Source organism: Vibrio sp. V43_P6S15P86, assembly GCF_009904725.1.
Classification (GTDB): Bacteria; Pseudomonadota; Gammaproteobacteria; order Enterobacterales; family Vibrionaceae; genus Vibrio; species Vibrio diabolicus.
In genome coordinates this window covers 1-17,131 of record NZ_WXWT01000115.1, presented here as the reverse complement: position 1 = coordinate 17,131, position 17,131 = coordinate 1, and the positions used below count along the sequence as shown (strand labels likewise).

Here is a 17,131-nt window from a genome sequence, read left to right as displayed (position 1 = left end):
GTGGGGGAATATTTACATATGATTGAAAATGATAATTATTTTCAAGTGTGATGTTTATGTATTTTCTTATTAGCTTGCTCGTATTTTTTTTACTGTATATCAGGACAAAACCGAATTCGTGGTGCTCGGGAATTCATATTGTGAGCCACATTTTCATGGTTATATTTTGTCCAACGATTTATGTCATTCAATATTTAATCGTCACGTTTTTCTCGTCACCAATATTGATTAAGTTGTCATCACGTTCAGGTGTATACAACATTCTTATTGCTTTTCTTCCATTATTGATTGCAACCGGTAGTTTGGCGTTTAGCTGAGCGTTTTCATCTATCTTCTTTTTTTAAAACGACTACACTTATATGGAATAAGGTATCAATTTCATATGATTAATCGATATTGCGGCGTTAGGACATGTGTCACATTTCTGTGACTACTAGTAAGTTTTACTTACTTTGCTCATTAGTGCGCCATTTATCGATTGTTTAATGAGTTGATACTTAGTCTAATCGTCTAAAGGTGTGCAGTATGCCGCACTAAATCATTTCAAAACTATCTAAAAAGGTTAATGGGAAACGTAGGCCATTAGCGGAGGTCAGATGAGTACGCACACGGTACCGCAGAGCGCGATTGTAAATGCCGTCAAAGGTGAAGTCTTGGTTTTAGGTCTGGATGGAAAAGCCAGGTCTATAAAAGCGGGGGATGAGTTAATATCTGGCGAAGTGATCATTACTGAAAATAACGCTTCTCTTGATGTACAGATACATAATGAGCTGTATCTGGTTGATGCTAATTGTGTCGCGTGCCTTCCAGAACCTTCTTTTGAACAACCAGAAACCTTGCTGCAATCTCCAGTTAATGGCCAGGTTACTTTCGATCCAACAGCTATCGAAGGTGCTAACTTTGACGCTAATGATGTCGCGGCTATCCAACAGGCCATTTTAGATGGTGCTGACCCGACTGCTATTTTGGAAGCAACGGCTGCTGGTGCTGGTGCTGGCGCTGAAGGCTCAGCCAATGCTGGCTATGTGACCGTTGAATATAATAATCCGGAAGTACTCGCTTCTACTTTTTTTGAGACGTCAGCGACTCGTAGCGGTGTAGAAGAACGCGATGAAGCTGATGATTTAGATGTCACTATCTTTGCCGATGGCGGACAATCATTGCAATCTAGTGTAACAGAAGGCTCAATTTCTCTATCAAGCTATCCGCAAACCATTTCTTCTAGTGTGCTGGTTGAAGCAGGGGATCTCGCACTTGATACCGCTTCATTTGTACCTGAAACGTCCTCATTAGAGTCTCTGTTAACCGAGCTAAATAGTGATATTACCTCTGCTGGTCAGCCAGTGGCGTTCGTTTACGACGAAGCGCAAAATGCCATTATCGGCACTCAAGAAGGTAACGAAGTGCTTCGTATAGAGATCGAAGCGACATCTTTAGGCCGTGATTTAGAGTTAGAGGTCGTTACCACGATTAGCCAGGGCATTGACCATGTCGCGTCTGTTGCTGATGGTCAAGTTTTCATCTCCGGTGATCAAATCAATATCGCTTTTGACATTACAGGCGCAGATATTGGTGGTAACAGTATTCAAGCACCTATCGATTTCACGACAACTGTTATTGATGGCGATGATCCGGCGCCGCAAAACGTTACTTTTGACAACGTTGAATCTTCTTCTACTCCGATTACTGGCACCTTTGTTGATATTGGTAGTGATCAATTGGCAACGGTCACATTTAATCAAGAAGGACTTAGTCAATTTGATGGCCTATTGAGTGATAATCAGGCAACAGAGGCGGTACTCTCTGAAGACGGTAGCACTATCACCTTGTCCATTGCGGGCTCTAATGAAACCGTTTTAACTATCAGTCTTAACACTGATGGTACCCACCAATTTGAGCAATTTAAGCCGTTAGAACAAACAAACGGTGAAGATACGATTGAGCTCTCTTTGCCAACCACAATCGTCGATTTCGACCAAGATACGGCAAGCAACACCTTTACGATGACCATCCTTGATGGCGATAATCCAGTGATTGAAAACGTGACGGGAGTGTCTTTAGACGAGGCGGGTGTTGACCAAGGTTCACAGGAAGGCGCGGTAGTAACAAGTGGCTCTGGGTCGATCACGACATCGGTCGGTAGTGACATCATTGATCACTATGAGTTGGAACCTACAGAGTTTAATGTTGGTGGAGAACTCCAATCTCAAGGGCAGGTTGTTCAACTGGAACTAGCGTCCGAGAGTAACGGCGTGCGCACTTACGAAGGCTTCATCGAGTTGGATGGTGTGCGTATTACCGTATTTGATGTGGCGATCGATGCCCCTGCATTGGGCGAATATCAATTCAACTTGTATGAACAACTCGACCATACGGGTGCTAATGATGATGCGCTCACTTTCTCACTGCCAGTTTATGCGGTAGATGCAGATGGCGACCGCTCCTCGATTACCGAGGGTTCGAACACACCAGAAGCGGCGCAAATTGTCATTCAAGTTCAAGATGACGTTCCTACGATTGATGGCGTTGAGATACTAGCCGTCGATGAAGACGATTTATCAAGCATCGGCTCCGATCAAAGCGACTCTGTGCTCGCGCAAGGCAGCTTTACGACGACTCAGGGCTCAGACCGTGTCGTAAGTTATCAATTAGAGAGCGGCACTGATCCACTCAATGGGTTGGAATCACAGGGTCGATCTATCTCTCTGACGGAAACTGTCAACTCAGATGGTAGCTTTACCTATTCTGCAACGGCAGAAGGGGACGCTATTTTCACCTTACAAGTGAACCCTGACGGTTCTTATTCATTTACCCTTGAAGGTCCAATCGATCATGCTGTTGGTAGCGATAGCTTAACTCTAGACTTTACTATTGTCGCAACGGACTTTGACGGTGACACCAGCTCACTTGTTCTACCAGTTACCATTACTGATGATGTGCCAACCATTAACGACGTTATTGCTCTTACCGTCGATGAGGATGACTTAAGTTTGGTAGGCTCTGACCAATCACAGCCAACGCTGGTTGAAGGTCAGTTCACGACGACTCAGGGTTCTGATGGCGTCGTACAGTATCAGTTGGATGTAAACGCTGATCCTTTAAATGGCCTGCAATCTCAAGGTCAGACCGTCTCCATTGCCGAAACGCAAAATGCAGACGGCAGTTACACCTACAGCGCAACGGCAAATGGCAGCGCAGTTTTCACATTAATTTTGAATACCGACGGCTCGTACAGTTTTGAGCTGCAAGGTCCAATCGACCATGCGGCAAATAGCGACAGCTTAACCCTCGATTTTAATGTTATTGCTACTGATTTCGATGGTGACACAAGCCAAATCGTATTGCCTGTTACCATCGTGGATGATAAGCCAACCATTACCGACGTCGATGCGATTACCGTTGATGAAGATGACTTAGGCACGATTGGGTCAGATCAGACTGACCCGATTTCAATCGATGGCAACTTCACCACCACACAAGGCTCTGACCGAGTGGTGAGTTATCAGCTCGATACTTCTTCAACACCAGTTGATGGCCTTACATCACAAGGCGTGGCAGTCACACTGACGGAAACCGCAAACGCTGATGGCAGCTTTACTTACAAGGCGACAGCGGGTACTGAAGCGGTCTTTACGCTGACAGTGAACACTGATGGCTCTTATAACTTCACGCTTGAAGGGCCAATCGATCATGCTGTTGATAGCGACGAGCTGACACTGAACTTCCCAATCATCGCAACAGACTTTGATGGCGATACCACAAACGCCACTATCCCTGTGACGATCGTGGACGATAAGCCAGTTATTACTGACGTCGACGCAATCACGGTTGATGAAGATGATCTCGCGTCAATTGGCTCAGACCAAAGCAATCCGATTTCTATTGATGGTAACTTTACTACCACACAAGGCTCTGACCGAGTGGTGAGCTACCAACTTGATGCTTCAGCAACACCGGTCGACGGTTTAACATCGCAAGGTGTAGCGGTAACGCTGACTGAAACCGCAAACGGCGACGGCAGTTTTACCTACGAAGCAACAGCGGGTGGCAACCCTGTATTTACTCTGACAGTAGATACTGATGGCTCTTATAACTTCACGCTAAAAGGGCCAATTGATCACGCGGTTGATAGTGACGAGTTGACACTGAACTTCCCAATTATCGCAACCGACTTTGATGGCGACACCGTTACTGAAACCATTCCAGTCACGATTGTTGATGATGAACCTACCATCACAGCGGTGGATGCGTTAAGTGTCGATGAAGATGACCTTAGCGGTGTGGGCTCAGATCCAGGCGGCGATCTGTTCGTTGAAGGCGCGTTTACGACCACACAAGGCTCTGACCGAGTGGTGAGCTATCAACTGGATTCAACCGCTGATCCTGTTGTGGGCCTGACATCTCAAGGTGAGGCGATTACCTTGGTGGAAACCGCCAACGGTGATGGCAGCTTTACCTATGTGGCGACCGCAGATGGCAATCCTGTTTTCACGTTAAACGTAGCAACAGATGGTACGTACGACTTTACGCTGCAAGGCCCGATTGACCATGCCGCCAACAGCGATAGCCTGACGATTGATTTCCCAATTGTTGCCACCGATTTTGATGGTGATACGACCACGGCAACCATTCCCGTTACGATCGCAGATGATGCGCCAATCATCGATAATGTTGTGCCTCTGGCTGTAGACGAAGATGATTTATCAGGTATTGGCTCAGACCAAAGTGACGCTGTGTTTGTGGAAGGCGCGTTTACGACTACTCAAGGTTCAGACCGTGTGGTGAGCTACCAACTTGACTCAACGGCTGATCCTGTTTTGGGGTTAACTTCGCAAGGTGAGCCTGTTACCTTGGTAGAGACTGCGAATGCCGATGGCAGCTTTACTTACGTTGCTACCGCGGATGGTAACCCTGTCTTCACCATGAATGTGAATGCAGACGGTACATACAACTTCCGTCTGGAAGGTCCGGTCGACCATGCGTTAAACAGCGATGAGTTAGTACTGAACTTCCCAATCATTGCAACAGACTTTGATGGCGATACGACAACCGCGACTATTCCAGTCACGATTACTGATGACGTTCCAACCATCGATAACGTTGTCCCACTAACAGTAGACGAAGATGACCTTGCCTCAATTGGCTCAGACCAAAACGATGATGCGTTTATGTCGGGCTCTTTCACCACAACTCAAGGCTCGGACAGTGTTGTTAAATACCAGCTTGATGCAACAGCAGATCCAGTAGCAGGGTTGACCTCTCATGGTGAGCCTGTCGTGCTTACTGAAACTGCTAACGGCGACGGTAGTTTTACTTACACAGCCACAGCAGATGGCAATGCCGTATTTGAATTGGTTGTGAAACCAGATGGCAGCTACACCTTTACTCTGCAAGGTCCACTAGACCATGCGGTGAACAGCGACAGCCTGCAAATCGACTTCCCGATTATCGCAACAGACTTTGATGGCGACACTTCAACTAAAATACTGCCTGTCACTATTGTTGATGATCAGCCAAGCATCATTAATGTTGATGCGATCAGCGTGGATGAAGATGACTTGGCTACGATTGGCTCTGATCAAAACGAGTCCGTGTCGATTGATGGTCACTTTGTCACGATGGGTTCTGATCATGTTGTGAGTTATCAGTTAGACGCGTCCTCTAACCCTATTAATGGCTTAACCTCACACGGGGTAGTGGTGACAATGACGGAAAGCGCGAATGCGGATGGCAGTTTCACCTATACCGCTACCGCAGGATCAGAAGCCGTATTTACCTTGACGGTGAACAGCGACGGCAGTTACAACTTCACGCTTGAAGGTCCAATTGACCATGCAACAGGTAGTGATGAGCTGACACTGAACTTCCCAATCATCGCGACGGATTTTGATGGTGATACCACCACAGAAACGATCCCAGTCACCATCGTGGATGATAAGCCGACCATTACCGATGTCGATGCGATTACCGTTGATGAAGATGACTTAGCCACGATTGGCTCAGATCAGACTGGCTCGATTTCAATCGATGGCAACTTCACCACCACGCAAGGCTCTGACCGAGTGGTGAGTTATCAGCTTGACGCGTCTGCGACACCAGTGGCCGGACTCACATCACAAGGCGTGGCAGTCACACTGACTGAAACCGCAAACGGCGATGGTAGCTTTACTTACGAGGCGACAGCGGGTACTGAAGCGGTCTTTACGCTGACAGTGAATAATGATGGCTCTTACAACTTCACGCTTGAAGGGCCAATCGACCATGCTGTTGATAGCGACGAGTTAACGCTCAATTTCCCAATTATTGCGACAGACTTTGATGGCGACACCTTTGCTGAGACAATTCCTGTCAAGATTGTTGATGACAAGCCAACACTTGGTGGCATCGAAGCAACAAGTGTGCAAACGGTTGATGAGGACGATATCCCAACGGTAGGATCTGATGGTACGCAGGCGAACAGTATTGCCGGTAACTTCATCGCGACTGATGGCTCTGATGGCATTGTAGAGTATGGTGTTTCTGACCTAACGACGCCAGTACAAGGCCTGACCTCTGGTGGTCAATCACTGGTCATGGTTGAAGTCTCAAACGCAGGTGGCGTTTCAGTTTACGAAGCTCGTATTGATGGCACGACGACAGCAGTATTCCGAGTGACCCTCGATGCCTCTGATGATAGCTACACGTTCGATTTGCTCGCTCCTCTCGATCATCCAAATGCTGATGGCCAAAATGAACTGGTCATCAATTTGCCGATAAACGCGACGGACTTTGATGGAGACGAGTCGAACGACATCACCTTACCAATTATGGTTGTGGATGATGTTCCGACCATTGATGGTTTACTAGCAGGCAGCGAACAAACCGTTGATGAAGATGACCTACCAGCAGGTACTGATGCTGCAAGTGCAGAAGATACTGTTATTTCAGGTACTTTTGATATCACCGAAGGTGCTGACCAAGTTGCTTCTATTCAGCTTAGTGACCTGACCACGCCTGTTGCGTCACTGACTTCAGATGGTGACGCTATCACCTTAGTTCTGTCTTCTAGCGCAAACGGCGTGAACGTATACCAAGGTGTTGCTGGCAATCCTGCTGAAGTGGTTTTCGAACTGACGTTGGATGCAACGAACAACACCTACGAGTTCGATTTACAGAAGCCGCTTGATCATCCAGATGGTAATCAGCAAAACGAGATTGTTATTAACCTCCCTGTGACGGCGACAGATAATGATGGTGATACTTCACCAGCCTTCACATTGCCAATTACCGTTGTGGACGATGTTCCAGTTGTTACCGATATTGAAAGTCTAAGTGTAGACGAAGAGGACTTACCTCTTGGTTCTGATGGCACGAAAGAGCCATTAACGGTATCAGGTGAATTTGAAGTCACTAGCGCAGATGGTATTGATGCTTTCGAATTGGATCTGAGCTCAAACCCTATCCCGAATCTGAAATCGGGTGGAGAAGAGGTAACACTTTCTCAAGACGTTGGTGCTTCAACTGCTGACGCGCTTGTTTACGTGGGACAAACTCCGGGTGGAGTGACGGTCTTCACGTTGACACTTCATCAAGATGGTAAATACGACTTTGAGTTATCTGGTCAGTTAGATCACGCGGTTAACTCTGATGAGATTTTGTTGAATCTACCTGTGAAGATTACTGATGGCGACAACGATACCATCACTGCGACCTTGCCAGTGACCATTGTAGATGACAAGCCAACCATTGATGCTATTAGCTCTGGTAGTACCTTGTCTGTGGATGAGGATGATATTCCAAGCCAAGGTTCGGACGACACGCCAGAATCCAATATCATTGGTGGCAACTTTGACGTTACGGATGGTGCCGACTCTATCGTTAGCTTCCAGTTGGATAGCTTAACGTCGCCTGTTTCTGGACTTACCTCAGGTGGTCAACCGCTTGAGTTGGTTGAGTTTTCAAATTCAAATGGTGTGATTGAGTACCGAGCTTATGTACAAGGTACGACGGACACCGTCTTTAAACTGACGCTAAATGGTTCAGCAGACAGCTATGAATTTGAACTGTTGGGTGCACTTGATCATCCTACGGGTAACGATGAAAACTCGTTAGTCATCAACTTCCCAGTCAACGCGACCGATTTTGACGGCGATGTGTCCAATAACATCACCTTGCCAATCACGGTTGTGGACGATGTTCCAGCGATTGTGAAAGTGACAGACTCTAGCCAACAAACCGTTGATGAAGATGATCTTGCCGGTGGCTCTGATACGACAAGTAATGATTCTACGGTATTAAACGGCGGATTTGAGGTCGTTGCTGGTGCAGACAAGATTGTCAGCTACCAAGTTTCTGACCTCGATGCAGTCGTGTCAGGCTTAACGTCGAATGGCAGCAGCATCGAGTTGAATCTAGTAGGCACCAATGGTGGAGTAACCAGTTACGAAGCGGTTATTACTGGCACATCAACTAAGATCTTCACGTTGTCTCTTGATGCGAATAACGACAGTTACCAATTTGAACTGTTGGGACCAATCGACCATGATGCTGTTCAAGGTGAAAACAACCTTGTCATTGATATTCCAATTACAGTAACAGACTTTGATGGTGACACGTCATCATCACTGAATCTTCCAATTACCGTAGTTGATGACATTCCCGAAATTAAATCAGCAGATGCTTTGGCTGTTGATGAGGATGACCTTGCCAACGGCTCTCAGGCAACCAACAAAGACAGCCTAGAAGCAACGGGCAATTTCGATACGGTGGAAGGGGCAGATACCGTTGTCTCTTACCAGTTAGATCTTACTTCTAACCCGATACCAGGAGTAACTTCAGGTGGTCTTGCGGTGACGTTAGTTCAAACCGCGGTAAGCAACAACAACTTTACTTATCAAGGTCAAACACCTGATGGTAACTCAGTGTTCACGCTAGTTTTGAACGCTGACGGCTCTTACAAGTTTACACTTGAGGAGGCGCTCGACCACTCAACCCAAGGCGAAGATACACTCATACTCGATCTCCCAGTCTTTGCGACCGATGTCGATGGCGATACGGCCGGTATTAACTTACCAGTGACGATTACCGATGATGTTCCAACCTTGCACGATGCGTCTATTTCACGTGTTGAGGGACAAGGCAGCCGCACGGTTCGTTTATTCCGAGACCCTGTAGAGGGGGATGATGACCTTGGTGCTGACGGCGCACAAGTGACTTCATTCTCGGCTGATGATTCAGGCATTTACTTTAAGCAAAACGGTGTTGATTCTGATTCTGTCGATTTGAACGGCAGCGACCAAGTCGTATTTGTTCACAAGGTTCTTGACGGAGTGGATACTGAAATCGGTCGTTTGGTTGTTCGAACCGATGGCAGTGTGTCATTCCGTCCGAATGACGATCTTGATCATACAGAAACCGACTCGATTGATTTCACCATCAACGTTGTTGCAACCGATGGTGATGGCGATATCGCAGATGCCGATGTGGATATCTCGATAAGAGACCGTAATGCGCAAATTGACACGTCTACCGTTACTGCGTTCGAGGACCAAGGGCGTGATGGCGTCGTTGTGGGCGTTGACTCTGCAAATACTCAGGACAACTTGTCGACGCTGGATGTTAGCCCTGCGAAAGTCGACTTGGTTATCAATTTACATGATATCGACCGTAACGAGAGCTTAGGTGACATCACTATTCGAGATGCTGATACTCACAACGGTACGTTCTACTACAGAGACGGCAGTGGCAACTACATTGAATTAACATCTGTGGGCAATACGGTTGTTCTCGACGCATCAAATGTCGAGCAATCATTTAGTGGCGAGCTGGTCTCGCTAGATAACTTGTACTTCGTACCAGATCGTCATACATCAACCGATGCTTCTGGTATCGATCCTCGTATCCGCGTGGAAATTCTTAACAATGGTACGCCAGATCATACGATTAATGGTCGTTTAGACATTGAAGTTGCTGCCGTTGCAGATATTGCAACGTGGACGGCAAACAGTGAATTTCACTACTCGGTTGATGAAGATGGAAACAATGTCGCACTTAACATCACGGCTGAAACCCAAGACACTAGTAACCCTGAAGGCATTGTGTACGAGCTTGTCTTTACACAAGGAGAAGGTAACGCAGAGTTAGTCTATTCAGATGGTAGTGCGATACCAAAATCCGGTGGTGTTTATCTGGTGGATGCAAGCCGAATTGATGAAGTTCAAGTTGATCCGATAGATAACTTCTCGGGCGAAATCAGAATTGATGTCACCGCGATTACAACAGAAAACAATAATCCGTTATCAGGGAAGGAAACGGCACGTTCAGAGACAGAAACTATCATCATTGATGTTAACCCAATCGCGGACCCAGGTAGTTTTACAGTCAACCGAATCAATGTCTTTGAGGACAACGCTCGAACTCAAGACACCGTCAATCCTGTCACGGATCATGATCCACTTCAGTTAAGTGAAGTGATCACCATGAAACCGTCTGCGGATTTAGATGGTTCTGAAGCACTGTTTGTGCGTATTTCTGACTTCTCAATTGATGGCGTTACGTTAGTGTGGCTTGATTCAGCAAACCCAAGCCAAATCGTGGAAGTGACCGATTCAAGCGGCAATGTACTCTATTACGAAGTGCCAGAATCTGAGTTAGCCAACGTCGAAGTGCTTCCTCCGTTGCATAGTAATGATGACTTTACTTTCAATGTCGAAGGCATTGTGAAAGACACAGCATCATTGTCTACCGGTACGACAGAAGATGTGTTGTCACTGGGCAGTAAGACCGTCATCGTTGGTGTAAAAGGTGTTGCTGACATACCAGACACGGTATTAATTGACGCGGGGAACGTTTGGAACCGATTCGTAGACGGAGATGTGGCCGGGATAGAGACGACTATTGAAGAGAATGGTGTTGTAAACCTCAACTTCTCGGTTGTATCAGGTGAAGTTGCCGATAGACCTCTGGATGATTCAGAAGCCATTACTGTTATCCTGTCCAACATCCCCGATGGTGTTCGTGTCGTAGATTCAGACGGTTCAAGCGTTGACCTCACCTTTGTTGGCTATGATGGTAATGGTCAACCGATTTACGAAGCAAACATCACTGGGCTGAATTTTAATTCCGGTATTCAAATTATTCCGGAAGCCTCTTCAACTGAAAACATTGCGATTACAGGGACGATCATTGTTACCGAAAATGATGGTCATAGTCGTGTGATTGAAAGAGAGGTAAGGATCAAGGTCGAACCCGTTATTGATGCTCAAGATAACTACATTGTTCGATCGGAGGGAGATGAAGATACGCGCTTTAACATCGATTGGAAACCGACGCTCGTACAAAGCCCTGATACCGATGAATTCTTTAGTGATGTAACCATCTCTGGATTTCCTCCAGGCAGCACGGTCTATGTAGATGGTGTGGCACAAGCGCTTGTTTCTGGAACACTAACGCTTTCACCGCAAGCCGGTGAATCAGAGCAAGATTTTTCCGCTAGAATCTCTCAAAGTGGCTATGTTCAAGTCCAGTTGGAGCAGGATTCAAGTACTGACTTTGACTTGACCACGACCGTCACTGTGAAAGAGATTGACCATGAATATGTTGACGCTTCGAATCCCGGTGAAGGTATCGCTGAGAAAACCATCAATGGTACGGTGAATGTCCGAGTTAATCCAATCGTTGAGCCAGAGGATAATACGGGAGCAATAGACGACCAAACCCGTCTGCTTGTCACTGAAAGTGGTGGTGGTGCTACCGATATCGTGAAGTCAGATGATCAAGGTAACATTGACTTTACGATCAACACTTCTATGGGGGGCGAATCTGGCGCTCATATCATTAAATACCAAGAGTTTGATGCGTCTTCAGATGAAGTGGTGACTCAACTTGTTGTTCAATTTCACAATGTGGACCCTGAGATCCTCAACCAATTGGTTATCGTCGGTGCTCTAAATGAAGGTGGAGGTCGTTGGACAGTAACCAATGAAGATAACTTCTCAATTAAAGCGCCGTCTGGTCTTGATTTAACACCAAACGATGACAGTGACGATGGCGATAACGGTGGTCTCTCTCAAATTGGCTTAACCATTTACGCAGAAGTGAATGATTTGGGCGAAGATTTGGGCAACGAAAAAGATGCGACGGTCATGCGCCAAACGGATGTGACACTTGAATTTCCTACCGTTCTCACACCACAAATGAGTGTAGCGGCAGAGATTCAGGCGGCTGATGATGTCCAAATTCAAGCGTTGGAAGATAATTCTATCAACCTTGGTGCTCAGTTAACGTCGAAAGTTGATGCGATTAATGCAGATGGCGTGGAGGATGTCTTGACTATTATCGTCGATCCTTCAGCTCCTGGCATTCCTCCTGGTTTGGTGATCACGGGGACGGATATCGACTTTGTCAATGGCAAATACGTGTTCCAAGCCCATATCGATGCGAGTGGAAATATTACTGGCCTTGATGGTTTGACGATGCACTTGGCAGAAGATTACGCAGGTGATTTCGAATTACCAATTCGGTTCGTTACTAAAGACACTGAGTCCGGTGATGAAAAAGAAAATAATGTCCAGTTTCCAGTTCAGGTTTTACCGGTTGCAGACGTTCCGAGTTCAGCCGGGGATCAGCCGTTGGATAGCGATGTCACCCCGAATGTAAAAGTAGATATCGTTGGTACTTTCGGCCTGGATGCAAACAAACAACCTGTGACTGATCTAAATAACGACGTTCCCACGGCGGATGGTGTCGGTTACGAAGATGGCTTAATCCAACTTAACTTGAGTGTTGATTTTGCCGATCAATTTAACAACACTCAAGGTGGTCGAGAAACACTAACGAACATCAAGTTAGAGCTTGATGACACAACATTAGGTGAGTTTGTTGATGCCAATGGTAACAGTTTAGGAACCAGTATTGAGTTTAATGAAGCTGAGATTTTAGCTGGTGCGCTTGACAATGTTCTGTTTAAGCCAAAAGAAAATTACCCCGTAGGTGGTGGCCAAAATACAATCAAGATTAATATCGAGGGAGAAATTACTGATGAAGCTGTGTTTGATCAGTCTATCTTGAATAACTCTGGCGATAATATAGATGTAAGAATCTTCACTGACGATGTCACATTTGAAGTTACGCCAGTCGTTGATGACATTACCATTACAGGTGCCGATCCGACGCAGCCAATCACGGTAATTGGTGACGAAGATACTTTAATTTCGCTGAATCAATCGGGCTCTGGTGTTTCGATCAGCCTGAACGATAATGACGGTTCTGAGAGTTTCGTTTCACTCAAGTTAACGGGACTTCCTGATGACTTTATCGTTAAATCCAATTCCTCTGATTATGTTGTTAAGAACAACGGTGGGGGAGAATGGAGTATTCAACTAAAAGATCTCACTCAGACGTCCATTGACCTGAGTGACATCCAAATTAAACCGCCAAAACACTTTAGTGGCGAGGCTGAGATAGGTATTACGGTCTTCATTCAAGAGGAGTTGCTACAAGTTCCAACGGAACGAAACAACAACTTTACGCTTATTGTCAATCCTATTGGTGATGATGTTGATGTGAATCCCGATACTTCGGCTGCAGGTAATGAGGGCGAAGACATTGTTATTAATGTAAATGCGTTAGTGGTTGATAACAAAGAGTCCATCGGAGATGGTGCAAACTACCAGGAAAATGATCCAGAGACGCTGAGAGTTGAGGTCTCCAATGTCCCTGATGGGGCGAGTGTTTCATTACCTGATGGGACAGTGTTTACTGACCAAGGCGGCGGCATTTTTGTCTTAGAAATCAATGCTCAAGACTTGGATCAAGTGGTGTTTAATTCTGGGGATCGCAACGATAACTCATGGGATGGTTCGCTGCATTTCAAAGTGCAAGCCGTTGATACTGGGCTCGATGGCAGTCAAAGCTTGGGCTCCGCAGAGGAGTTTGATGTCACTGTTGATGTTGAAGCAGTGAACGATCGTCCAGAGTTCGTCAACACCGTGGATGTGGAAACACCAGAAGATACGCCATTGCTGCTTGATGGTTTCAGCATTACCGATATTGATGCCGTACTCGATGATCCGAATGCTGAATACGTACTCAATGTGAACGTCGACAGCGGTATCTTGGAGCTTAATCCAACGCTCATCATTACTTACAACCTAACCGTGAGCGGTGATGGTACGGACTCCGTTGAACTGAAAGGCACAGTGGCCGATCTAAACAATGCCATTGCAGACGGTCTGATTGAGTTTAATCCAGACCTGAACTTCTTTGGTGACGTTCAGGTGGACGTGACAGTCGATGACCAAGGTAATGAAGGTATCGTAATTGGTGGGGTAGATGACACCCTAAATACCAACAGCAGCAGCTTCAATATTGAAGTGACAGCGGTGAATGATACCCCAGAAACTACGACAGTGACGCTACCGGATATTGAAGAAGACAGTGGTGTGTTCTCCATCTCTGAAGCGGATCTTATTGCGAATGCGACAGACGTAGAGAACGATAATCTCACGGTTAGCAATGTTCAGTTAACGGATCCGAATTCGGGCAGCATTACTTTCAACAGTGGCACGGGAGAGTGGGAATTTACCCCAGCACCAGATTACAACGGTCCAGTTGAAATCACGTACACCATTACAGATGATGGCACGACAAATGGTGCATCCGATCCTAAATCGGTTAACGGCAGCGCATCGTTCAACGTAACGGAAGTCAATGATGCTCCAACGACGTCTGAAGTGACACTTTCTGATATCGCAGAAGACAGTACGGCGGTTGATATTACCCAAGCTGATTTGTTGGCGAATGCGTCTGATATTGAAAACGACACCTTGATGGTGAGCAATGTCCAGTTGGTTGATCCAAGCAGCGGCACATTGGATTTCGACAACGTAACAGGTACATGGTCATTTACTCCTGCGCCTGGCTTCAACGGCAAGGTCGATCTGACCTACGACATTACCGACAACGGTACAACGAACGGTGTTTCAGATCCTCAAACGGTGTCAGGAACGGCGACCTTCGAAGTCACTGAGGTGAACGATGCACCGGTAACATCAGAGGTAACGTTGAGTAGTACCGAAGAAGATGGTGGTTCGGTAACTATTACGGCTACTGAGTTGCTGAGCAACGCAAGTGATCCTGAGTCAGACAACTTGACCGTCGATAATGTTGCGTTAGTGGACCCAACTTCCGGCAAGCTGACTCAAGTGAGTGCGACAGAGTGGACGTTTGAACCCGCAGCAGATTTCTTTGGTGACGTTAATTTCACTTATGAAATCACAGATGACGGAACCACTAACGGCGCTCCAGACCCAATTACAATCGCGGGCACAGCAGTGTTGAATGTTGAAGCGACCAATGACGCACCTGAAATCACTGCAACGTCGGTAACGGATACGATCAACGAAGCCGATGGCCAGAAAATAACGGGTATTAGTGTGAGTGACGTCGACTTTGCGGGCGCACAAGCAAATGAAAGCATGACCGTGACTCTTACAGTTACCGAGGGCGACCTTCGTGTCGAGCCGCCAGCAGGTAGTGGTGTGACTGTTGGGGCGGGGATGGCTGGTGAAATAACCCTAATGGGCACACCAGATAATATTAACTCCGTTCTTGGAGCAACAGACGCTTCTGAGGGTGTATTTGTGGATGCAGGAGATGTCAACGCAGCTTCAATCACTTTATCGGTGAAAGTCGAAGACAACGGCGTGTACTTCGAAAATGCGGGTACCGCATTGGAAGCGAATCAAGACTTCACTATCAATGTGACCCCTGTAGCTGATGCACCTACATTGAGTATCAATCCTCAGTTTAATTACATTCGTCAAATTGCGGCTAGCCAAACCGCGAGCAGTCAAGGTTTAGCGATTGTCGGAATCATGGCGGCGCTTACTGATATTGACGAGGTGCTGTCTTTGGAGCTAACGGGCGTACCAACTAGTGCGGAGGTAACAAGTGGCGTTTCTCCATCGGGTATTAGCTTCGATGGTACCACTTGGACAGTACCAAGCGATGAAATTGATACGCTAGAAATTGTCGCAACAGATACTAACAGTGGTATTGATGTCGGTTCTTACGATATTTCGCTTACGGCGATATCAACGGAATCTAATGGCGATGAAGCGCAGTCTTCACCTGTCCAAATTAGTTTGGATGTGAGTAGTGATAGCGACGATATTGACCAGTCAACCGCAGTGGACGACAGCTATTTAGTCAGTGGAGACACAGGTATCAATTTGATTGGTGGCGACGGTGACGACGTTATTCTGGGTGGCGATGGCGATGACGTTCTTATCGGTGGCTTAGGCTCAGATATCTTAACGGGTGGAGACGGCAGCGATATCTTCAAGTGGACGGTAGATTCCGTTGATGAAGGGGCAGTGGATACCATTACTGACTTCACTGTTAACGAAGACAGTATCGATTTACGTGAAGTTATCTCTGATCTCAATAACTCAATGATCGACATGGATGATCTGCTTGGTCACATTTCGGCAGACTACGATGCATCGACGGAAAGTGTCTCTCTGAACATTACGACGGATGCAAATGTTCAACAGACAATTGTCGTGGAAAACTTAGGTACTTCAATCGACTTCAACGGTCTCAGCTCCAACGAGATTGTAGAGTCATTGCTGAACAACGGTGTTATTGATAACGGATAAACCTGTATACAACACAAAAATGGGCGGCTCTGATAAGCCGCCCATTTTTTTCGGGAAAGCTTGATTTTAAACAGGAGATATTTGAATCGAAATAGAAAGCAAGAACGAAGCAAAGGGGTTATCTTGTTACGACGTTATAGTGATAGTTGGAAATTAAAATAGCGATAATTTGACGTTAAATCGCCTAAACGTGGATGTCTAGCAAGCTGCCAATGATTTCATTGTTTTTCTCTATGACAGACGCGCCAACTCGGTTATAACCAGCGGCTTGTGCGAGGTTGATGAGAGATTCAACTTTTTGAGAGGGAAGGCTAGGTGTTGAGGCTGTTATTGCGACATCCGCAACCGCAGCTAAATCGATGTTGTGATCAGAAAGCTCTTCTTTTACCTTACTTACATTATTGCTAATGCCATGTGCAGCTTTCTCGGCCATTTGTTGTGACATCTGAACGATGTGGTGTCCAGATTGAATTCCCGATACAGGCATATCA

2 protein-coding genes are annotated in these 17,131 nt (G+C 46.3%); one reads left to right on the top strand and one right to left on the bottom strand.

Annotated elements, in window-relative coordinates:
• The first annotated feature begins 596 nt into the window (after nucleotides 1–596).
• Nucleotides 597–16,640, top strand: coding sequence for a retention module-containing protein (locus CAG69_RS04855; protein ID WP_161442996.1), 16,044 nt, complete (start codon nucleotides 597–599; stop codon nucleotides 16,638–16,640).
• A gap of 184 nt (nucleotides 16,641–16,824) precedes the next feature.
• On the opposite strand, the gene CAG69_RS04850 is transcribed toward CAG69_RS04855, so the two are convergent.
• Complete coding sequence (locus tag CAG69_RS04850; RefSeq protein WP_054577819.1) at nucleotides 16,825–17,127, bottom strand: hypothetical protein; 303 nt, start codon at nucleotides 17,125–17,127, stop codon at nucleotides 16,825–16,827.
• Nucleotides 17,128–17,131 lie beyond the last annotated feature (4 nt).

Excerpts from the sequence above, each read along its gene's own strand:
- CAG69_RS04850 (WP_054577819.1), bottom strand. The coding sequence starts at position 17,127 with ATGCCTGTATCGGGAATTCAATCTGGACACCACATCGTTCAGATGTCA.
- CAG69_RS04855 (WP_161442996.1), top strand. The coding sequence starts at position 597 with ATGAGTACGCACACGGTACCGCAGAGCGCGATTGTAAATGCCGTCAAA.